Annotated in this window: 10 protein-coding genes; all 10 read left to right on the top strand. The window is 53.7% G+C overall.

Going from position 1 to position 23,664, the window contains the following annotated elements:
* The first annotated feature begins 121 nt into the window (after positions 1-121).
* The 10 genes from FMM01_RS04575 (at position 122) to FMM01_RS04530 (ending at position 23,384) form a co-directional block, all read left to right on the top strand.
* A complete protein-coding gene (locus FMM01_RS04575) occupies positions 122-3,814 on the top strand; it encodes a PD-(D/E)XK nuclease family protein (RefSeq protein ID WP_190973454.1) in 3,693 nt (1,230 codons plus the stop codon).
* Positions 3,807-7,553 (top strand): helicase-exonuclease AddAB subunit AddA, encoded by a 3,747-nt coding sequence (gene addA / locus FMM01_RS04570; protein ID WP_150391781.1) that lies wholly within the window; start codon positions 3,807-3,809, stop codon positions 7,551-7,553. The genes FMM01_RS04575 and addA overlap by 8 nt, the downstream gene beginning before the upstream one ends.
* A gap of 3 nt (positions 7,554-7,556) precedes the next feature.
* Positions 7,557-10,349: a helicase C-terminal domain-containing protein gene (locus tag FMM01_RS04565; protein WP_150391780.1), complete on the top strand. Its 2,793-nt coding sequence runs from the start codon at positions 7,557-7,559 to the stop codon at positions 10,347-10,349.
* 71 nt (positions 10,350-10,420) lie between these two features.
* Entirely contained in the window at positions 10,421-10,891 is a 471-nt protein-coding gene (locus FMM01_RS04560; RefSeq protein WP_027828265.1) for a PepSY domain-containing protein, read from the top strand.
* A 33-nt stretch (positions 10,892-10,924) separates the two neighbouring features.
* Positions 10,925-12,229, top strand: a complete 1,305-nt coding sequence (asnS, locus tag FMM01_RS04555) for an asparagine--tRNA ligase (RefSeq protein WP_150391779.1) — start codon at positions 10,925-10,927, stop codon at positions 12,227-12,229.
* 211 nt (positions 12,230-12,440) lie between these two features.
* The gene (locus tag FMM01_RS04550; protein WP_150391778.1) at positions 12,441-13,082 is read left to right on the top strand and encodes a DnaD domain protein; all 642 of its coding nucleotides are present in this window, start codon (positions 12,441-12,443) and stop codon (positions 13,080-13,082) included.
* 15 nt (positions 13,083-13,097) lie between these two features.
* A complete protein-coding gene (gene nth / locus FMM01_RS04545) occupies positions 13,098-13,751 on the top strand; it encodes an endonuclease III (protein WP_150391777.1) in 654 nt (217 codons plus the stop codon).
* Between the two features lie 444 nt (positions 13,752-14,195).
* On the top strand, positions 14,196-17,450 hold the full coding sequence (locus FMM01_RS04540; RefSeq protein ID WP_150391776.1) for a BspA family leucine-rich repeat surface protein: 3,255 nt from the start codon (positions 14,196-14,198) through the stop codon (positions 17,448-17,450).
* 589 nt (positions 17,451-18,039) lie between these two features.
* A complete protein-coding gene (locus tag FMM01_RS04535; RefSeq protein ID WP_419555025.1) occupies positions 18,040-21,345 on the top strand; it encodes a BspA family leucine-rich repeat surface protein in 3,306 nt (1,101 codons plus the stop codon).
* A 668-nt stretch (positions 21,346-22,013) separates the two neighbouring features.
* Positions 22,014-23,384 carry an IS4 family transposase gene (locus tag FMM01_RS04530; protein ID WP_150391763.1) on the top strand — a complete coding sequence of 457 codons (1,371 nt, stop codon included), beginning with the start codon at positions 22,014-22,016 and terminating at the stop codon, positions 23,382-23,384.
* Positions 23,385-23,664: the final 280 nt, after the last annotated feature.

Below are 23,664 nucleotides of genomic sequence, written 5' to 3'. Positions count from 1 at the left end.
TCCTTCCTATTGTGCTATGGATATCCAGGGAACGCAACTGAACATGCACAAACATATATTTGCCCCCGCCTCTCGGCTGTGCGAAAATATAGAAGACAAAACACTCGGAGGTGCACGCACGATGCAGAAACCAACGAATTCCCCGCGGGTCACGCTGCTGCTGGGGACCGCGACCCAAGACAGCCAGCATGAGCTGGTGACCGATATGGCCCGCCATGCCGCAGATTGGGCGGCCACCGGCCAGGCGGGCCAAATTTTTTATCTCGTGCCCAATCATATCGCCTATGAAATGGAGCGGGTCACTTATCAGGCCTTGAGCCGGGAACCGCCCTTCAATGGGGAGCACGTTCACGCCTTTCAAAACATTCAAGTACTGACCGTGAATCGGCTGATCTGGTATTTTTTGCAGACGGATCCGCAGTTCTCTCGGCTGACGGCCACCGATACAGCGCAGACGATGATTTTGACCAAAGTCTTGCTGCAATGCGGCGATGATCTGCAGCTTTTCCGGGGCGAAACGCGCAATCCGGGCTTTCTGGAACAGCTGCGCGTCCAGTTGGGCGAGCTGGCTGATGCCGGGATCGATGCGGCCATTCTCGACTCATTGACCGGCAGCGGCGGCAGCCAGGAATTTCAAGCGAAGATGCACGACTTAACGATTATTTTGCGCGCCTACCAAGAGGAGCTGGGGCGCTATTTTGTCACGTCTGACGAGATGACCCAGTACGCCATGACTCAATTCGCCGCGCACCCGGAATGGCTGGCCAATACGCAACTGTATATCAATGGGTTTGACCATCTAGACGGGCAAACCTTGGCGTTGCTCGGCACATTGATTCCGCAATGCCAGCACACCACGATTGCCCTGGTGGGGGATCAATATGACGGCGACACGGAAGAAATGCCCGCCGGACCGGGGAGCACGCCATTTTTCACGCCGAGTACCCAGCTGCGCCATCAGGTGCAGCATTTGACCCAAAGCGTGACGGGAATCCCTGCTCAAGTGCGGTATACCCGCACGCCCAGCGCCCATCAACCCGCCTTGGTCACGCTGGCCCATTACTGGATCAGCAATGCTCGGGGACAAACGGCGCCAACGCCGCCAACAGCCACGGCTGCGGTCCGGCTATGGCAGGCCGCCAACCGGCAAGACGAACTCACCGCGGTCGCGGCGGAGATCCATCGCCTCGTGGCCAGTGGCGATTACCGGTACGGCGATATCCGGATCTTGACACCAGACTTGGAGAAATACGAAACCATCATTGCGCCGACTTTCCACCAAGCGGCTGTACCGTATTTCTACGACCGGGCATTGGCGATGACCAATCATCCGCTGGTCCAGCTAATCAGTGCGCTGGGGGAGCTGCTCAACGATAATGTGACCTATGCCAATCTATTCAGCCTATTGCGGACCGAACTGCTTCTGCCCGCGGCTTTGGCCGCTGAGGCCCAGCATGAAAACGCGGCGGGGCAAACCACGCCAGCGTATTTACGGGTGTTCCGGGACCAAGTAGACGCGGCCGAAAATTATTGTCTGGCCCATGGCTTGCGCGGCTCGCAGTTCAGTGCCGAGGCGCCCTGGCAAGAGCTGACCCATACGCCGACGGACGAGGATGACGCCGCTGAGGTGCAGACCCAATTATCCGCTGGCGAACCGATCCATGTCTTCTTGCGGCAAGAATTGCTGCCATTTATTGCGGCCCTGAAAGAAGCGCCAGACGGTCAGCACGCGATGACCGCGTTGTATCAATTTCTGACTGCCCACGGCCTGATCACCCAACTCGCGTTCTTCCGCAACACCACGTTGGCGGCAGGGGATCCGGTTGGCGCCAGCCGGCCGCGGCAGGCGTTTGCCCAATTCACCCGGCTGCTGGATGAATACGTGGAAATCTTGGGCAGCGAGCCCTTTGTCCCGGATACCTTTGTGGCCATTTTTACTGCCGGCTTCACGGCCGCCAGTTATGCCCAGATCCCCGCGGTGCTGGACACGGTCCAGATTGCCGATACTGGAATCACTGTGCCGGCGCCGGCGAAAATCACCTTCGTTATCGGCGGCACAGCGAATGCGCTGCCGGCCCCGGTAGAATCCACCACGCTGCTGAACGACAGTGACCGCGCGGCCATCATCGCCGGCCAGCAGGCCTTGATTGCTGCTCAGCCGGATAGCGGAGCAGTTTATCCGACGTTATCCCGCGGAACCGACGATGTATTAGCCGCGGCGGAATATATGGCCTACAAATCGTTCTTCAGCGCCACCGACCGGCTGTATCTAACGTATCCGCAGCTGCAATCGGAGACCAGTCAGCGGATATCGCCTTATTTTGCACGCATTCAAAACTATCTCGGCTTAACGCCGCGCACCGTTGATTTCTCTGGGACTGCCTTAGCCGCCTCAGCTGCCCAGCCGCAAATCACCGCCTGGCTGGCAACGCCGGCGCTGGCTGGCAGCTGGACCGTGAAGGGGCTGCGGGAAAAGCAGAGCGACCCTTATTGGCAAGTCGTCGCCCAGCATCTGCGCCGGCAGGGGACACCAACCGTTCAACAGCACTACCAGTTTATTTTATCCGCTCTGCATTACCAAAACACCGTCGGCCAGCTGGATCCGGCGATCGTGCGGGATCTTTACGGCAAACGGCTGAACGTGTCTGTATCCCGGCTGGAACAGTATTATCAAAACCCGTACGAGTATTTTCTCCATTACGGCCTTGGCGTGACGGAACGGCCGACCTATGACCTGACCCCCGCCGAAACCGGCAGCTACTATCATTGGGTCCTGGACCATCTGGTCAAGCGGCTCCAAACCCAAGCCCAGGACATCACGGATTTGAGTCAGCAGGAGCTGCACAGCATTGTGGATGACATTGCCGGCAAAGCAGTGCATGAGCCGCTCTTCGCTATCTTGAACGGCTCCGGGCGGATGAAGTTCCTGCGCCAGCTGCTGGAACGCACCTTGACGTATATGGCCTGGCTGCTGCAGCAGCAGGCTGCCCGGTCGGCTCTGCGGCCCTTAGCGACCGAAGTCCAATTCGGTCAAGTCGGGCAGCCGGACAGTTTGCCAGCGCTGACCTATCCTTTAGGGGCTGATCAATCGGTGCGGATTCGGGGCAAGATCGACCGCATTGACGGCTTCCGCGGCCCCAACGGCGAAGATTTCTTGACCGTGGTTGATTATAAATCCTCCGAGCATCAATTCGACTACGGCCAAGCCTTGACCGGTCTTTCATTGCAACTGCAAACCTACCTCCAAGCACTGCTCAATGCCCTGGGTCAGGTCCCGAATTTAGCGCTGCCCAGTACCGCCACCGTGGCCGGCGGCTTCTATCTGCATATTAACGAACCGCTGCTGCCGATGAAGGATGCCTTGAAGTGGCAGGACAGCGATCCGGCGCTATTCACTCAGCAAATGCTGAAGCAGAATCAGTTCAAAGGAATCGTCCTGGCTGATGATACATTCCTAGAAAAGGCAGATACCAGTCCGGACCGCAACGTAGTCCTGGCCGGCAGCCGGGTGACCAAGAAGAATGGCTATACCAACAGCAATGCATTAAGTGCCGATCAGCTGGCCACGATTCTGGCCTACAATGCGGCGATGATCCAGGCGGCTGCCAAAAATATTTTAGGCGGAAAAATCGATCTGCAGCCCGCACGATTCCCCAACGGTGAATCTGTGCTGCGTTTTTCTCCCTATACCAATATTATGTACTTCGACCATATGCTGCCGGAAAATAAGTATCGGGAAATTATTACGCAGGATAAACAAGGTGCGCTGCAACGGATGAGCGAGTTGTTAAGAAAGGAGCGGGATCATGAGTAAGACACAGTTCACAGCCAGCCAGCAGGCAGCGATCGACCACGCCGGCCACAACATTCTTGTCTCGGCCAGCGCTGGGTCAGGAAAGACCACCGTCCTGGTGGAACGGGTGATTCAAAAACTTTTGCGGGGCGGAGATATTGACCATTTGCTGATCGTCACCTTTACCCAGGCCGCAGCGGCCGAAATGCGCGACCGGATTCGGGCAGCACTGACCAAAGCGGTGGGCAACGACGCTTATGCTGCGCAGCGCAAGCATCTCCGGCATCAGCTGGCGGTCTTGGGGTCCGCGGATATCGCCACCTTGGATGCCTTTTGTGCCCGGGTCGTGCGCCGCTTTTATTACGTGATCGATTTTGACCCGGCTGTGCGCACCCTGGGGGACGATAATGAACGGCTGCTGCTGTGGCAGCAAGTTTGGGAACGGGTGCGGGACCGCTATTACGACGCCGGGGACGCAGACTTTCTGCGCTTAGTGGGAAACTTTACCACCGGCCGCTCAGACGACGGCCTCACCGACTTGGTCATGCGGTTGTACACCAAAGCCATGGCCAGCCCGGACCCCGCCGGCTGGATCCACCGCTTAGCCCGGCTTTATGATTTTCCGCTGACCACAGCCGGCTTCAACCAGTCATTACTGCTGGCCGAAAACCAGCCGGATAATTTGCGCGCCCACGTGACGCAGCTCTACAGCGATTTGCTGACCGCTTACCGCCAACAATTAGCGGCCATTGCCGATATACCAGATCTGGCCAAACTGCGTACCTATGGGGCTAAGCAAATCACACCGTTAACCGCCCAATTAACCGTCCTGCAGCATGGCGATTGGGACGCCATGCGCCATGCCCTGCAAGCGGCCAGTGACGCCATCGGTGCCCGGTTCCCCGCGATTTCAAAAAAAACCGCGGAGGAATCGAGTCTGGCACTCAAAGATCAAGTCAGTGCGGCCCGGGATGATTTGAAGAAGGCGATTGCGGAACTGCAAGCCGGGCCATTCCTCTTGAGTGCTGCCGATTGGCTGCCGATCATGGGTCAGGCGCAGGCGATGGCCCGGAAGCTGACCGACGTGCTGCTGGCCTTCGGTGAAGAATTAACCAAAACCAAAAAGCGGCGGGGGATCGCTGAATTTGCGGATATTGAATTGGCGGCGCTGCAGATTCTCCAGACCACCACCCAAACCGATATCCAGCCCAAACTGTTTTATACCGAAAAATACACCGAGATCATGGTGGACGAATACCAGGATACCAACCCGCTGCAAGAAGCCATTTTAACCACCATTGCCGCCCCCGACCCGGGCAATATGTTCATGGTCGGCGACATCAAGCAATCGATCTATGGCTTCCGCCAAGCGGACCCGTCGCTGTTTGCCCATAAATACACGGCCTACGGCGATGATACCAATGACAGTGAACGAATCGTGCTGGCAGAGAACTTCCGCTCCACCGAAGCCGTGGATAACATGGTCAACTACCTCTTCCAGCAATTGATGGACCCGGCGGTGGGCGACGTCGCGTACGACGCCAATGCCCGGCTGCAATACGGCGCGACGTATTATCCAGCCGCGGCGGCCCAGACCACACAGGTCCTGCTGGTCACCGATCAGCCCGTCACCGACGATGATCCAGACGCAATTCCGCTTACCGGTATCACTGCCCAGGCCGCGGTGGTGGGGGACAAGATCAACGCCCTCATTGCCGCTGGCACACCGGTGTTCGATAAGACCACCCAGGGTACCCGACCGCTGCGTTATGCCGATATTGCTTTGATCGTGCCCACCCGAGGGGACAATCTGGATATTTTGGACACCCTCAGTGATCACGGTGTGCCTGTCGTCATGAGCGATGCCAAGGAATACTTCCAAGCCACGGAAATCACCGTGATGCTCAATTATCTGAGCCTCATTGATAATCCTCGGCAGGATATCCCGCTGGTCGGTTTACTGCGCTCGCCCATTGTGGGGCTGACCAGTAATGAACTGGCCCGAATCCGTATCCACCACCCCCAAGGGCCGTATTATGCCGCGTGGCAGGCCTATGTCGCCGACCAGACGCTGACCACACCGCTTCACGACCAGATGACGGCCCTTGCGGCCCAACTGGACCGGTACCGCACCCTGAGCAAGCAGGTGCGCATTGCCGATTTGATTTGGCAGATCTACGCTGATACCGGCTTCCTCGATTATGCCGGGGGAATGCCCTCAGGGAAACAGCGTCAAGCCAATCTGCACGCGCTGTATGAACGCGCCAATGATTACGAAAATAACGGCTTCAAAGGAATTTTCAACTTCATTCGGTTCATTCACCAAGTGCAGGAAAACGACCAGGATCTGGCTATTTCCCCAGTTACCAGCAGTGACGATAATGCCGTCACCGTGATGACCATCCACGGCAGCAAGGGCTTGGAATATCCCGTAGTGTTTCTGCTCAATGCGCAGCACAATTTCAACCGGATGGATGAACGGGCCCCAGCCATTGCTCTGAACCAGGGCGGGGTAGGGCTGAAGGTCAACGACTTTGCGGCCCATATTGCCTATACCACTCCGCAGCATTACTACGCCAAGCAAATGATCCACGGAGTCGGCCAATCCGAAGAATTGCGCAAACTTTACGTTGCCTTGACCCGGGCGCGTCAGGCCCTGTACGTGGTGGGGTCAATCAAAGAGGACCCGGCAGCGCTGGTGAAGAAATGGGGCGCGGCGGTACAGCCGGAAACGACGCTGCTGTCCACGACCAAGAGAACCGGCGCGGCCAGCTTTCTCGATCTGATGATGCCTGCTTTGCTGCGGCTGCCCGCGGTCAATGACACCTTGGCTGCTGACGGAGCCATTACCCCCGATCCGCAGTTGGGCACCCCGGCGATCACCGTTGCGCTCGCTGCCCCCCAAGCGGCTGGCCAACGGGTGCAGGCGGCCCCGCAGCAACTCATCGTGCGGCCGGAAGATTACCCAGAATTGCAGCAGCAAGCTGCCCGCTGGCAGCAGCCCTACCGCTTTGCTCAGGCCACCCGCACGGCGGCATTCCAGACGGTCACGGAAATCAAGCGGGCCCAAGACGACCCGGTGCTCACTGACACCCGCTTGACCACCACCGAAGCCAGCGGTTATACCCAGTCGCCAGCCTTCCGGTACGTGAAAGACGACGAGTTCACGCCGCCGGCCTTTCTCACCGATCAGGAGGCACCCTTAGCCACAGCGGTGGGGACGGCCACCCACTTGGTGTTCCAAGAACTGGACCTCAGTCAAGGCCAAGTGACCGTCGCCGCCGTCAGCCAATTGATCGCCGACCTCACCACGGCCAAGCAAATCGACCCGCGGGCGGCGAAACAAATCAGCGCCGCCGGGGTGGCCGCTTTCTACGCGACGGAACTAGGCGCGCTGCTCCTCGCTCATCCCCAGGCGGTTCACCGGGAGATGCCGTTTGCGCTCTTGCTGCCGCCCAGCGAGGTCTTCCAAGCGGCCGGCCCGGCTCAGGCTTTCCCAGCCGATGCCAACATTCTGATCCATGGTATTATAGACGGGTATATCGCATTGCCTGACCAGGTCATCCTGTTCGACTACAAGACGGATCACGTCCAAGGCCGGCAGGATCCAGTGGGGTATTTGCAAGATCAATATCGGTTGCAGCTGCAGTACTACGGAGCGGCCCTGGGGTCGATCCTGCACCAGCCTGTAACTGCCCAGTACCTGTATTCAGTTGCCTTGCAGCAATTGATCCCGGTACCGGTAAGAAAGGAAGAATGACCCATGCGGCAAGGCCAACTCTATGCCGTGGTGGATCTGGAAACCACGGGCACAGATTACGCCAGCGGGGACCGGATCATCCAATTCGGCTGTGCGCTGGTGAAAAACGGGAAGATCGTGGATACGATCGCCCAAAACATCAATCCCCATCAGGCCTTGCTGCCGGCGATTCGGAATCTGACCGGGATTCGCGACAAAGAACTGGCCAGTGCGCCAGATTTCCAAGAGATCGGTCCGACGCTCCATGGCTTGCTGGACGGGGCTGTCTTTGTGGCCCACAACGTCAATTTTGATTTGCCCTTTATCAACGCGGAATTTGCCGGTCTGGACTTGCCGCCCATTGGTGAAAAAGCATTGGATACAGTGCAGCTCGCCCAAATCCTGCTGCCTTTTGCCCCGAGTTATAAATTGTCCGATCTGACTAAGCTGTTAAGCATTGAGCACGACGATCCCCACCAGGCCGACAGTGACGCCATCGCCACGGCCCACCTGTTTTTGCTGCTGGATGAACGGCTGCGGGCCCTGCCGGCAGTGACTCGCCAGCGCTTGGCGGCGATGGGCCAGGGGCTGCTGCGGCAAACCGGGGATTATTTGGCCCTGATGGCGAAGGCCGGTGATACGGCGGCGCACGCGGCTGGTTACACGATTACCAATGGGTTGGCACTGCGTCGCGAGCAGGAAGCTGCGCCGGCGGCCCCGACCCATGTCGCGTATCCCAGCGGCAAAGCGGCCATGACCCAGCTGCTCAAACCGCGCTTTACCGTCCGGGCCCGGCAGGTCAAAATGATGGATGCCGTCTATCGTCATGCTCAGCACGGCCAGACGCCGCTGCTCATTGAGGCCGCGACCGGCAGCGGCAAGTCGCTGGGTTATTTGCTGCCGCTGCTGATCCACCAGCAGGACAGTCAGCAGCAGATCATCGTCACTACTTCCACGCTGGCCCTCCAGGATCAGCTGGCGCAGCAGACCCTCCCGGCGATTGCCGCCATCATGCACACCCAGTTGCGGGTCGAGATCGTCAAGTCAGATACCCATTACATTGACCTTGGCCAATACTACGGACTGCTGGATCGGCGAGATTTGAATACTGGCGAGCAGCTGTTGATGATGAAAATCCTCGTCTGGCTGACCCAAACCACCACTGGCGATTTGCAGGAGCTGCAGCTGACGACCTATCGCTCACCACTGTTCACCGCCATCGTCAGCGGTCAAGAAAGCCCGGCCGATTCCCCCTGGGTCAGGGTCGACTTTCTGCGCCGGGCCCACGCCCGCCAGGATGCGGCCCAGGTGCTGATCACCAATCATGCCTACTTCACCCGGCACTACGATGAAGCGCCGTTTGCGCGCAATGCGTTAGTGGTGGTCGATGAAGCCCAGCACGTCGCCGACAGCGCCGTAGACGCCTTGATGGCCAAGGGTAATTTGCCCCGCATGCTGCGGTCGCTGCACCAGATCAAAGGGGCGATCGATGGCGTGATTCGCCAGGAACAGTGGAGTAACGGCGAATTATTCCGCTATCAGGTCGTCTCCGTGGGCAACGCTGTTGACTTGCTCACCAGCCGCTTCAATGAACTCCAGGATTTCCTATATGCCCAAGTCATTCAGGGCAATATCGTGCGCAGTGAACGCAATCAGCCGATTCAGCGGCTCTGGCAGCCGGATGCGGTGGCCTGGCAGACACTGACCCGGTATCTGACGCAGATCGACGATACGCTGCTCCAACTCTTCACGGCGCTGACCCAGCTGCAGCGTTATATCACCAATCAGGCGGAACACTGGTCCCAACGGGTCACCGCCATGGCGGCCACCATCAGCGCCGCGGCAGAAGACCTGCGGCCCTTAACCGATGACCTGGATCAGCTTAGCCGGATCCAGATGGCCAGCCATCCCAGTGCCGGGTTTGTGATCCAAATGCGTAATTACGGCGATCTGCGCTCTGTCTCGCTCCATTGGGCACAAGTCGATATCCGGGCGTTATGGGCGGCCGTCACCCGTCGTTTTGCGCCGTTTATTTACGTTGGCGCCACGCTGCGGGTCATGGACAACTGGCAGCCGTTTTGCCAACCGTTGGGCATCACCGACGCCATTAAGATGGTGCTCCCTAACGGCTTCGCCTACAAACGGCTGGGCCGGGTCTTCATTACCCCGGATGCACCGGACATCAAAGAGACGCCGCCCGCCGAGTACGCCCATTATGTGGCTGGCATGATCGAGCAATTGAGCCGGGCAAACCATCAGCGCATCCTCGTCCTATTCAATTCCCTGAGTCTGATCCAACAGGTTTTCGATGAGATGTCCGAACTCAGTCTGATCGGTCAGCGGGAATTGCTGGCCCAGGGCGTAACCGGTTCGGTGGAAAAAGTGATGAAACGGTTCAAACTGGCCGACGGCGCGATTTTGCTGGGTGCCGCTACCTTCTGGGAGGGCATTGATCTGCCTAACGACACCCTCCAAATTTTGGTCGTTACCCGGCTGCCTTTTGAGCCGCCGACCCGGCCGCTGACTCAGTTGCGGGCTAATTTCATCACGGCTCAGGGGGGCAACCCGTTCTATCAGGACGCCTTGCCCCGAGCCACCCAGCGGCTCACCCAAGCCTTTGGCCGGCTGTTTCGCTCCAGCCAAGACCATGGGGTGCTGATCATCTTGGACCGGCGCATCATGGCCGAATCCTGGGGGCACCAGATGCTCCACGATTTACCCCGGACAGTGCCTAAGGTGCAGCTGCCCAGTGCCGAAATTGCCCAAGCTACCGCGGACTTTCTCGCCGGCATTCCCGTAAAAAAGGTAAAGACGTAATTCCGCGCCCCACGCCCGGGCAATAATTGTTATAATGGACGCCAGATGCAATTTAAAGAAGGGGGATTCCCGTGCGTTCCAGTTGGCAAAAATGGGCCTATTGGGGCACGATGCTGATCATCGTCGCCACCATTCTCAGTATCTATTTCGTCGCCACCGCGCCCCGGCGCAATGCTGAAAACCAGGCTCGGGCCGTCGCTGAGCGGGTGGCCGGGGTCACTGAGCCGCAAGTGTTTTACTTATTCAACCGCAATGAAACGGACTACACCATTGGCGGCAAACAAAAGTCCGGCCGGCGGGTGTTTGTGATCATTAACGCCAAGTCCGGCAAGACCCGGACCCTCGCCGCCAGCGGCGGGCTGAGTGCCAGTGCGGCCACAGCCCAGGCCCGGGCGGCTAATAACCAAGCGCCGGCCACCAAGGTCGCTCTGGGGCTCTACAAAGGGACCCCCGCCTGGGAGGTCACATTGCGCCAACGAAACGGCAGTTATCGGTATGTCCTGCTGAACTTCAAGACCGGGGAGACGGTCAAGGCATCATGAATTTATTGTTAATTATTTTTGGGAGGTTACCAAATGTCTGAACCAGAACACATCAGTATTATCGATTCGCCGGACCACGTCGGCGAAACCGTCCGCATCGGCGCATGGCTGACCGATAAACGCTCCAGCGGGAAGATTTCTTTCCTACAGCTCCGGGATGGCACCGCCTTTTTCCAAGGCGTCGTCGTGAAGAACGCCGTGTCCGAAGAAGTCTGGAACTTGGCCAAGGAAATGCACCAGGAGGCCAGCTTCTGGGTCACCGGTGAGATCCACGAAGACAAGCGATCCCACTTCGGCTATGAAATCGAGATCAGCAACATCGAAATGGTCGGCGAATCGGAAGGCTATCCGATCACCCCCAAGGAACACGGAATCGAATTCCTGCTGGATCACCGCCATCTGTGGCTGCGCTCCCGCCGGCCGTTTGCCATCATGCATATCCGGAACGAAATGATCCGGGCCACCTATGAATTCTTCAATAAAGAGGGCTTCATCAAGATGGACCCGCCGGAAATCACTGATGCCGCACCGGAGGGCACGACGGAACTGTTCCACATCGATTATTTCGATAATGATGCCTATCTGTCCCAGTCCGGCCAGCTGTATATGGAAGCCGGGGCAATGGCTTACGATAAGGTCTTCTCCTTTGGCCCGACGTTCCGGGCTGAAAAATCCAAGACCCGCCGCCATCTGACTGAATTCTGGATGATCGAACCAGAAATGGCTTTTATGCATCAGGAAGAAAGCCTGGCCATTCAGGAACGCTACATTGCTTTCCTCGTGCAAGGGGTGCTGGACAAATGTCAGTACGACTTGAAGCTCCTGGACCGGGATCCGAAGATTCTGGAACGCTACACGAAGACACCGTACCCGCGGATCACCTACGATAAGGCGATTGAAATGCTGCAAGCGGGCGGCTTCAAAACGCAATGGGGGGATGACTTCGGTTCGCCGGAAGAGACCTACCTGTCCGATCAATTCGAGCAACCGGTCTTTGTGTTGAACTATCCCAAGAGCATCAAGCCCTTCTACATGAAGAGCCACCCGACGCGGGATGATGTTTATATCTGTGCCGACTTGCTGGCGCCGGAAGGCTATGGCGAGATTATCGGCGGCAGTGAACGGGAGACCGATTATGAGACGCTGAAGCAGAGCATCATCAAAGCGGGGCTGAGCGTGAATGAGTATGAATGGTACTTGGATCTGCGCAAGTTCGGCAGTGTGCCGCACAGCGGATTTGGTTTGGGCTTGGAACGGGCGATTACTTGGATCTGTCATTTGGACCACTTGCGGGAGGCAATTCCGTTCCCGCGGATGATCAACCGGTTGAAGCCGTAATATGAGGTGTTGAGAAAGGGTTGGTCGTTGCGGCCGGCCTTTTTTCTCGCGCTGGGAGCGTGCTCTTTGCCTGCCGTGCCAAGTGCTTCGCAGGCTTCGGCAAAATGGGCTGGAACGTGGTGACGGCGCTTGGTACGTTGGAGACTAAGACATGTATCACACAGACAGAAAACCGGTAACCCATTCTCACTCTTAGAAAGGATAATCTATCGTGGATTTTTGGCAAGATTTGGTGCAAGCGCCGTTGATTACGGTTTCTGATCTGGTATTGCAGCATTATCGTGCGGTCGGGATGTCGAATCGGCAGCTGATCGTGTATTTGCAAATGCTGAGTTTTGCGGCCCATGGGGAACAGTTTCCGCCGGTGGCGGAGATTGCGCAGCGGACGGGGCTGGCAGAAGATGCGATCTATACTGCGCTCCACGAGATGCTGGATGCGGGCTTCATTGATTTGCGGTCACAGGAAAATGCCGCGCGTAAGCGGGTAGACTGGTACGATTTGACGCCGCTCTATGCCCGCTTGCAGGAAAAGCTCGCCCAGCCGGTCGCGGGGGCCGTGCCGGAGGACGCCGGCGCGCCGGCACAGGCCCCGCTCACCCGACAGCGGTTATTTGACGAAATCGAAGTGGAGTTTGGCCGGCCGTTATCGCCGATCGAACAGGAAACCATCGGCGCCTGGCTGGACCAGGATCATTACGCCCCTGAGCTGGTTTCTCTGGCGCTGCGGGAAGCGGTGCTTAATCAAGCCTATTCGCTGAAATACATGGACCGGATCCTGTTGAACTGGGAGAAGCGCAACATTCGCACCAAAGCGGATGTGGAGCGGGAACGAGCCAACCGGAACCGGTTTTAGAAAGGAACAAGCCAAATGACAGAGTTATGGTCAGATGATCGTTTGCGCTGGGGCATGCACGAACTATTCAAACTGATTCCCAATGCCCTGGGTGCGCTGCACGCTGAATCGCCATACCAATTATTGATTGCGGTGATCTTGAGTGCCCAAACCACCGACGCGGCGGTCAATAAGGTAACGCCGGCGTTGTTCGCGGCCTATCCGACGCCAGCCGCCCTGGCCGCCGCCAAACCTGCTGATATTGAGCAGTTCATTCATACGATCGGCCTGTTTCACACGAAGGCTAAACACATTCAGGAAACTGCTCAGCAGCTGGTGACAAACTTCAACAGTACCGTTCCGCACACCCATCCAGAATTGGAAAGTCTGCCTGGGGTCGGGCGCAAGACCGCCAACGTGGTCTTGGGCGATGCCTTCGGAGTACCCAGCTTTGCCGTGGACACCCACGTTACCCGGATCTCCAAGCGGCTGCCTGCGGTGTCAGATAAGGCCAGCGTACGCGACATCGAGCGGCGCTGGACAACGGCCTTGCCTGAAACAGAGTGGGTACAAGGGCACCACACGCTGATTCTTTTCGGCCGGCGATACTGCATGGCCCGGAACCCGCGGTGTGCAGAGTGTCCGTTGGCGCCATATTGTGCCACAGGGAAGCCGCGACTGAGCCAATAAAGCACCTGCATTAATCACAAAGAATATTGTCAACAAGTAAATCGCACTCCCGTTATTCTTCGTTATTTATCGAGCTTTAGCAAGGCCGCAAATCCCACATATGGATTTGCGGCCTTGCTCTATTTGTGGGATCTTCAGCCGGATGGTACATCCTTATTTTAAGTGGTCAGTGCATTGCCGACATAGGTTTGCTGTTATTCAAAGCAAAATGACGTGCACGTCATTTCTGGTGAACAGTTGAAAGCAAACGGCGAGTGTTGTACGCTAATTATGTGAAGTTCCTGTTATACAATTTCCTGACAGAAACAGTCAAGATAGTACGCGGAAACAGTTGTACATATACCAAAGCTGTGATATATCAGCGAAACAAGCACGAATATTGACGTGTTTGACATATAATGCTCGGCAACGTCCATTGGCGGGCCGAGCAGGGGGTTGGGGATAATGAAATTTACGACACTTATTAAGACGTCGATATGGGGTATCCTTGTCTTTTTTTTATTTCTTTTGAATGCACCGACCGCAACTGCCGCCAGCAGTCTCAGCAGTAGTAGCGCGTCGGCGTTAAGTCAGGGCTTATTTCCCGTACAATCGACCAAGACGCCGTCAATTGCAAATACCATCTCGTCGTTAATTACAGCCACAGCAGCGCAGTTAACCACTGAGAATGCCCCCGCCCCTGAAGACGCCTCCACTGACTGGTGGGATATTTCAACAGACGGGACGCTCACCATTCACAGCGGCCACACACTGAGCTTTACCGATACACACGGTGCGCAATGGCAGACTTGGCCATGGACTGACCAAGCCAGTACAATCAAAAAAGCAGTGATTGAACCTGGGGTGTCGGCAGAACAGACACTGGGGTTCTTGTTTGCCGGGTGCACTAACCTGACCGACGTCGAGGGATTAAGTAACATTAAAGTTAATACCGTTACCACACCCGGGCATCCTGCTGTTAATACATTGGCGATGATGTTTCAAAACTGCAAGTCATTAACCACGATTAATTTAGAGGGATTGGATACTAGCTCAGTGACGAGCATGGATTCCATGTTTTCGGGTTGCAGCGCTTTAACCAACTTAAACCTCACCAAGCTCGATACCAGCAGTGCGACTTATATGGGAAATATGTTTGATGGTTGCAGCGCTTTAACCAACTTAAACGTCAGCAACTTCGATACCAGCAGTGTGACTTATATGGGGTACATGTTTTCTGGATGTGGTGCATTAACCAGTCTGGATCTGGGTTCATTCAATACGAGTCATGTGACCAACATGTTTCATATGTTCGATAGCTGCAGTAAGTTAACCAGTTTGGACCTTAGTACATTCGATGCTCATCAGGTGACGAACACAGATGAAATGTTTAGGTATTGTTCAGCGTTGAAGCAGCTGACGTTCGGAAAAGAGTTTGTGACGAGTCGGGTGACCAACATGTTTTGTATGTTTCTCGGTTGCAGCTCGCTTCCGTCCCTTGATTTGAGCACTTTTAACACGAGTCAAGTCATTAATATGCAGCAAATGTTTAATAGCTGTAATTCACTTGTTCAGCTTGATTTAAGCAGTTTCGATACGCATAACGTAACCGATATGGGTTTTATGTTCAATGGCTGTAGTAAATTGGCCAAGCTCAATGTAACCAGTTTTGATACCAGCAAAGTATCCTCTATGCAGTTTCTGTTTAACGCATGCAGTAGTCTAACTAACTTGGACGTTAGAAATTTCGATACGAGCAACGTCACTGATATGCATTTTATGTTTGCCTCTGACTCCAATCTAAGCGCACTTGATCTGACTAGCTTCAACACTAGCAAAGTCACGAGCATGTCTTGGATGTTTCACGGGGACAGCGCGCTCCAGACGCTGAACTTAACGCCGAGTAAATTTAACACCGGCCAAGTGACTACGATGAACTCGATGTTCTGGGCCTGTAATAGTTTGACTGCGGTGGACGTGAGTCAGTTTGATACCAGCAGTGTGGTCGACATGGCCGGTATGTTTGGCGGATGCAATCAAGTCCGAACCCTGGCCGTGAGCAATTTCAATACCAGTTTGGTCACCAATATGAGTCAGATGTTCTACGCTTGTTCGGCGTTGACGCAGCTTGATCTGCATAACTTTGACACCCGCAAAGTGACCGACATGTTCGATATGATGCGCGATTGCACATCACTAACCCAGGCAAATGTTACCGGCTTTAATACCAGTGCCGTCACACGCATCAGCGGCTTCTTCATGAACGATCGAAAACTCCTGACTGCGGATCTGAGCAGCTTTGATGTCCGGACCCTCAGCAACCATGATGTGGGTGATATGTTTGCCAATTGTACGAGTTTATGGAAAGTATCAGTCGGCGATAAGGCCCAGTTAGGTCAAGGAAATAATGGCAATCTGCCGCCGCATAGTGCTGGGGCAATCGCTCAGAACAGCCCGGATCCATATACCGCAGGCGCCGGCTGGCAGGAACTCGGGACAGCCGCTAATCCGCTAGAGGCCAATGGACCTCAGTTCAGTACATCGGGTAATTCGGTTACTCCTGGCACCTTAATGTACCTGTTAAGCCAGCCCAGAGCGGGAACAGTTAATCCGGCCACGGGTAAAGCTGTGTGGACCTATGTTTGGCAGCCCCAGCGCTGGTGGAACATCACTGGCGACACCTTGAATATTGGGACGCAGCCCCATGCGTTGAATCTCACCAATGATAAGTATTCGACCAACAATAGCTGGCCCTGGTCCAGCCAAGCGGATGCCACCGGTGTGAAGCACATTAATCTGGCGGCTACTGGTTTAAGCGCCGAAGGATCGATCAGCGGGTTGTTTAAAGGACTGAGCAATGTCACTGACATTGCCAATTTGCCTGATTTGGATGCCAGTAAAGCGACTGATACCAGTGATATGTTCAATGGGTGTGCCGCATTGACCAGTTTGGATTTAAGTACTCTGGATACCCGGCAGGTCACCACCGAAACTGGGATGTTTACCGGGACAACGCACCTTTGGCAATTGAAGCTGGGGCCCAATTTCAAGACTACCACTGAAAATCTTGGTTTAGGCGGACCAGTCGCCGGCACCGTGATCAGCAGTACCGATGCGGCTGGCCAGGCCCATTCGTACACGATCCAGGCCACGGACACCGCGTGGCAGGAGCTGGGCTCACTTGGGACTTTGCTATCGCCGGCAGGTGACACATACACGCCAACTGATCTGATGAAATTGTACAATGACGGCACGCGCCCGACGACGGTCCAGACTTATGTTTGGCAGCAGACCGGCGCCGGGACGATCGGGTTATCCATGACGGGCAGTTTCGATTACGGTAAACATTTCCAGCCGATATTCGGTGCGTTGGACTTGCATAATCTGCAGCCGTTCGCATTAACTGTGACGGATACTCGGGCAGACCGCGCCCAGATGCAGTGGCACGTGGACGCTACCGGCTCTGACTTTGTCAGCGATGACGATCCCAGTGTCAAGGTGTCGCCCAATCCCTGGCGTTTCAACGCGGGCAATGGGGTACTGCAACCGATGTCAACGCCAATTACGATTTGGCAAAACACCAGTACCAGTACCGATACGACCTATCCTAAAAATTGGGACACCAATCCTTTTGAGCTGGACTTCCCGGTGGGGAGTGTCCCGCAGATCGGCAAGTACCATGCTACGATTACCTTTACTTTGGCTAACGGCTTATCCTAAGGTTAACGGCGGCCAAACTGGCCGTCGGCGCTGGGAGAAGAAGCTGATTTCCTAGCCAATCGGGCGGGGGTATTAATCACAAAGAATATTGTCAACAAGAAAATCGTATGCTTACGACTTTCTGTTATTTATTGTGCCCTAGAGGGGCCGCCAATCTCAGATGCGAGATTGGCGGCCTCTCTATATTTTGTGGGATTTTTAAAGCTTGATAGATACAAACCATTCCGGTTGTAAACGCTATATCTATATAAGTTTATCGTTATTCAAAGAGCAATGACGTACACGTCATTTTCGTATACTGGTTGAAAGCAATTTGCTGGTGTTGTACGCTAACTGTGTGAAGCTTTTGTTATGTAATTAGCGTAGCAGAAACAGTTAAACCGATTGATGGTGCCTACTATAGGTATACCAAATCGTGATATATCAGTAAATAACCAGTGTAATTGAAACACTTGACATATTTGGCCTGGCGATATCCGCGGGGGAACTGGGCAAGGGAGTCTGGGATAATGAAGTCTTTAACAAACATACGGACATTGATTTGGGGCATCTTTGTCTTTTTTTAATTCTTGTAGCCAATGCGCCGATCGTGTCTGCCAGCAGCAGTATCAGTAGCAACACTCCGCCGTTACTGGATCAGGGCGTATTGCCCACGCAATCCACCCAGACACCGTCAATCGCCGACACTATTTCGAAATTAATTACCACCACACCAACACCGGCAACAATCAGAGCAGAGAAAGCGAACAGGGATGACAACAGCGATGATAACAGTTGGTGGAACATCTCCGCAGATGGCACATTGACCATTGGTGGCAACCACAACTTGAGTGAAGGAGATACAATAACAGGTAACTGGGAATATTGGCCATGGTACAGTCAAAGCGACGCAATCAAAAAAGTCGTTATTGAACCCGGCGTGACTGCCACCCAAACACTTGGGTTCCTATTTGAGAACTGCACCCAGCTGACCGAGGTTGATGGATTAGGCAACATCAAAGTCAAAACGGATAATATTAACACTGCCGCGGTCAATACCATGTACGGTATGTTTCTCAATTGCAGTTCACTAAAAACCGTTGATTTTACAGGGCTGGCGACAAGTAGTGTGGCAAATTTTGGAAGCATGTTTTCTGGTTGCAGTTCACTAACTAGTCTGGACCTTAGCTCATTGAACACAAGCAGCGCCACGAATATGGCCTCCATGTTTTCTGGTTGCAGTGCTCTAACTAGCCTGAACCTCAGTATGTTCGATACCAGCAATGTCACGAGTATGGCCTCCATGTTTTCTGGTTGCAGTGCTCTAACTAGCCTGAACCTCAGTATGTTCGATACCAGCAATGTCACGACGATGGAGTCCATGTTTAATCAATGCAGCGCGTTAACTGCTTTGGATCTCAGCTCGTTTGATGTTCGCCAAGTGACCACAATGTATACGATGTTCAGGAACTGCTATAGCTTGAAGCAGCTAACATTGAGTAAAAAGTTCGTGACGAGCAGCGTGACGACTATGTTTTGCATGTTTCTTAACTGCGGATCACTTACCCAGCTTGATTTAAGCAGTTTCGATAATAGCAAAGTTACAAGTATGCAATCCATGTTCAGTGGCGGCTCCGGCCTTACTCAACTTGATTTCAGTCATTTTAATACGCCCAGTGTGACTGACATGTCTTTCATGTTTAATGGCTGCAGCGGATTAACTAAGCTGGATTTGACAAACTTTAAGACAAGCAGGGTAACAAACATGGCTTCCATGTTTTACCAGTGTAAGGCCTTATCGAATTTAGATATTGTCAATTTCGATACCAGCAACGTCACTGATATGAGTTATATGTTTAGCCAGTGTACGAGTCTGACCGCATTGGATTTAACCAGTTTCAATCCCGTCAAGGTCACCACGATGTATCGAATGTTTTGGCTATCCAACCAACTCCAGACAATTAACTTAACCCCCAGTCTGTTTAACACGGGTAATGTCACCAACATGGAGAGTGTATTCGATACTTGCACGGCCTTGAAATCTGTTGATGTGAGCCATTTTGATACTGGTAAGGTCACCACTATGAGCAGCATGTTCAACGGATGCAGTAATTTAACAGCGTTGGACGTGAGCAAGTTCAATACCAGCAATGTCACCACAATGACTCATATGTTTAGTGGTTGCAGCAGTTTGACCACACTGGATTTTAGCCATTTTAATACTGCAAAGGTGAAAACAATGAATGTGATGTTCAGTGCCTGTCTTAAGCTGACTGCACTTGATCTGAGCAGCTTTGACACAAGTCAGGTGACGGATATTAGCTGGATGTTTTATAATTGTCCGGCACTGACTAAGCTGAATGTAAGCAGCTTTAATACGAGTAAAGTAAATTCGATGTGGCTTACTTTCGCCGCTTGCTCTTCATTGACGAAGCTTGACGTCAGCAATTTCGATACAAGCGCCTGTCAGAACTTTACACAAATGTTTACCAGCGATAGCAAGCTAACAACACTAGACTTGAGTCATTTTGATACAAGGAAGGCCACAGGTGCTGGCAATATGGGCGGCGGTGCGCTTTCAGGCTGCAACAGCTTATGGCGCCTGTCGGTGGGCGATAAAACAACGCTGCTTAGTTCGAACGGCTTGCCGAATCACGCTGCCGGAGCAATCGCGCAAAACGATCCGACCTATAAAGCAAACGCGAGCTGGCAGGAGCTGGGTGTCGCCACGAATCCGCTTGAAGCAGCGGGTGCTCAGTTCAGCAATTCCACTGCCTTATCGGCTGAATTGGCGACGCCGCGGGCTGGCACAGTCAATCCCACCACGGGCAAAGCGGTTTGGACCTATGTTTGGCAGCCGCAGCGCTGGTGGAACATCACTGGCGATACTCTGAATATCGGTACCGAGCCCCACACGCTGAACTTCGCGGCCGATAAATATTCGACGGATACTTGGCCGTGGTATAGTCAGCGCAGTGCGATCAAGCATGTGGTGCTCGCCACCAGCGGGTTGAGTGCATCGGCTTCACTCCCCGGACTGTTCAGCGGACTGAGCAACGCCGTTGATATCACGAACCTGAAACAGCTCGATATGAGCCAGACGACTGACATCAGCAATTTGTTCAATGGGTGTGCGGCCTTGACCCGGTTGGATTTAAGCGCCATTGATACCCGGCAGGCCACGACTGAAACCGGGATGTTTAGCGGGACGACGCACCTGTGGCAGCTGGTTTTGGGACCGAATTTCAAGACGACCAGCGACGATCTTGGATTAGGCGGACCAGTCGCCGGCACTGTGATCAGCAGCACCGATGCGGATGGCAAAGTCCAGTCCTACACGGTCCAAGCCACGGATACTGTGTGGCAGGAATTGGGTTCTTTGGGGACTTTGCTGTCGCCGACCGGGACCACCTATACACCGGCCAATCTGATGAAACTGTACAATGACGGCACGCGGCCAACGACGACTCAGACCTACGTCTGGCAGCAGACCGGCGCCGGGACGATCGGTCTGTCCATGACCGGGAGTTTCGATTACGGCAAGCATTTCCAGCCGGTATTTGGCGCGCTGAATCTGCAAAATTTGCAGCCGTTCGCACTCACCGTGACGGATACTCGGGCAGACCGCGCCCAGATGCCGTGGCACGTGGATGCTACCGGTTCTGATTTTGTTAGCGATGACGATGCCAGTGTGAAGGTGTCGCCCAATCCCTGGCGGTTCAATGCGGGCAGCGGGACACTGCAAACCATGTCGGCACCAATTACGATTTGGCAGAACACCAGCACCGGTACCGATACGACCTATCCTAAAAGTTGGGACACCAATCCTTTTGAGCTGGACTTCCCGGCAGGCAGTGTGCCGCAGATCGGCAAGTACCATGCAACGATTACGTTCACGCTGGGCGATGGCTTGTAGACCGGGGCCGGCATAGAAAATCATGGCCACGAGAGGGCGTTCTTGCTCATGACAGCGGGAACGCCTTTTTGGTACGTCCACTACGAAGCTTAGCGGCATCGTCATTTTCAATGCTGCGATCAAGGGCGCCAGCTGGCACTAAACGGCAGAATAGTATCATCGGGTGAACCAGAACCAATTTATGAGTTCATCGTCAATAGGTTATTGAAATACAGCACTGTAATTAAATAGCCAACTCATTCAATGGGTTGACTATTTAATATACCAATCATTGTGACAAATATTTCTTTTGAATCTTAGATCCTTATGTTTGATTATTCTCACGCCACATGCAATAATCGGCGCTACAGTATGAATGACACTTTTTGTGACAATGCAATAGCCATAGCACATAATAAACCGATGAATCGTTCGGAATTTTATGAATGCGCATACAACACCATGGATATTGCGTCTTGCCGCCATTTGACCTGAAGCGTCAATCATACGAAACCATGCACCAAAGCCGCGGAATATCGGTTATTAAATATAGTTTGCTGAAACTTGAAAGCTGGAAATCACGTTAAACATGCGTGGTTCCTGGCTTTTTTGGCACAAAAATAAGCGCAGACTCTCCTGCGTTGTATACTTGATTCGACCAAAAATCTGATACAGAGGAGAGACGCGCCATGAATATTATAGAACATACACGGACTGAATTGGGACTTAAGAACATCATTCTTCGTTTTTCGTCACTCGTGGGCTTGAGCAAGCTGACAAAAAAGGCGAATTTTAGAAGACGCTCATCAATTTCACTGACCAAGGTGCTGGCATGGCTGATCCAAACCAAGTTTTTGGGCCGTTCCCTTTACCGAGCGATGCCCGATCCGGATTGTACGATTCGGACGGTCCGTAATGATCTGAACGATGGCCGTATCAATTGGCAACGACTGACTTGTCTGGTTGGGGCCGCGATTATTAAACATCTACGACCATACATTGATGCCCGCCGACGATTCGCGTTTATTCTGGATGATACCCTTTTTGCACGGGATTATTCCACCAAGACAGAACTGCTTGCCCGTGTGTTTAACCACGACGATCATGTCTATCAACGCGGATTCCGGGCACTCACTTTGGCTTGGAGCGATGGTAACACCCTGTTACCAGTGGATTATGCGCTGATGTCCTCTAAGAGTGCTGCCCAGCGACTGGGGAGCCCAGCTAAAACTACCAGTGGCCGGTCAATTGCTGGTCAACGCCGTGTTCAAGCCCAAGGCAAAATGAATGACGTCTCGGTAGAACTGCTAACGCAGGCTCTGGCAAATCATATTCCGGCTCACTACGTACTTTTCGACAGTTGGTTCAGTTCACCGCGGATGTTCTATACCTTGAAAACAATGGGGTTAGCCGGTATCGGGATGATCAAGCGCACGAAGAAGATCTACTACCGCTATCGTGGCCGACTTTACTCCGTCAAGGATCTCTACGAACGGTTCTGCGCTTCACGCCGGCAAACGCACACCAATTATCAGTACAGCCCCATCGTCACAGCTTATGTGAACTTGGATGATGGGACGCAAGTAGCGTACCCACTGAAGCTGGTATTTGTGACTAACCGGAAGAATGCCAGTAGTTATCTGGTATTAGCTACGACCCAAACTAATTTGCGTCCTGAAGAAATTATCCAGATGTACGGTCGTCGGTGGCAGATTGAAGGCTATTTCAAAGTAGCCAAGCAGTATCTACGTTTGGACAAGTCCCAGGTTCAAAGCTATGACGGTCTTTGCGGTCATTTGGCCGTCGTGATGATGACGTATGACCTGTTGGCGTGGCAACAGCGGTTAAACGAGGATGAACGCACACTTGGCGATCTGTTTTACGAGATGAATGAAGTCATGCCAGACATTGCAGTAACGCAAGCACTGGCATGGCTTCTGAAGGCACTATCCACACTGGGAGCCACTTTAGTGGGCACGGCAGAGGAAGTAATAAATAACATCGTTGACCATTTTGTCAGTTTTCTTCCGAAGAATCTTGTCAACCTATTGGGAATCTGACAAAAACAAGATCATTCCCGCCGCCATCTCACAATTACCAAGGCATCAGTGCACTTTCGGGCTTTCAAGTTTCAGATATAGTTTGCCTAAAACGGTCCAGGGGGACCCTGGCAAGGGGAGTTGGGGAATATTGCATTTCGGAACAAGATTTATCGGCCTATTAAGTTGGAGGTTGAGAATGATTGTCGATTAGACCATCAAATGTAACCAACGATAATCAAAGACCATCATGAGCCTAGCTCGTTTTGTATCAGATCCCACCTCTTTTCTGACTGATTCT

Origin of the sequence: Schleiferilactobacillus harbinensis, from assembly GCF_008694105.1 — a bacterium.
GTDB classification, from domain to species: domain Bacteria; phylum Bacillota; class Bacilli; order Lactobacillales; family Lactobacillaceae; genus Schleiferilactobacillus; species Schleiferilactobacillus harbinensis.
Note: the sequence above shows the minus strand (reverse complement) of the source record. Positions and strands in the feature narration are given on the sequence as shown.

Coding starts and splice junctions, on each gene's coding strand:
- FMM01_RS04530 (WP_150391763.1), top strand. CDS start 22,014: ATGAATATTATAGAACATACACGGACTGAATTGGGACTTAAGAACATC.
- nth (WP_150391777.1), top strand. CDS start 13,098: ATGACAGAGTTATGGTCAGATGATCGTTTGCGCTGGGGCATGCACGAA.
- asnS (WP_150391779.1), top strand. CDS start 10,925: ATGTCTGAACCAGAACACATCAGTATTATCGATTCGCCGGACCACGTC.
- FMM01_RS04540 (WP_150391776.1), top strand. CDS start 14,196: ATGAAATTTACGACACTTATTAAGACGTCGATATGGGGTATCCTTGTC.
- FMM01_RS04565 (WP_150391780.1), top strand. CDS start 7,557: ATGCGGCAAGGCCAACTCTATGCCGTGGTGGATCTGGAAACCACGGGC.
- FMM01_RS04575 (WP_190973454.1), top strand. CDS start 122: ATGCAGAAACCAACGAATTCCCCGCGGGTCACGCTGCTGCTGGGGACC.
- addA (WP_150391781.1), top strand. CDS start 3,807: ATGAGTAAGACACAGTTCACAGCCAGCCAGCAGGCAGCGATCGACCAC.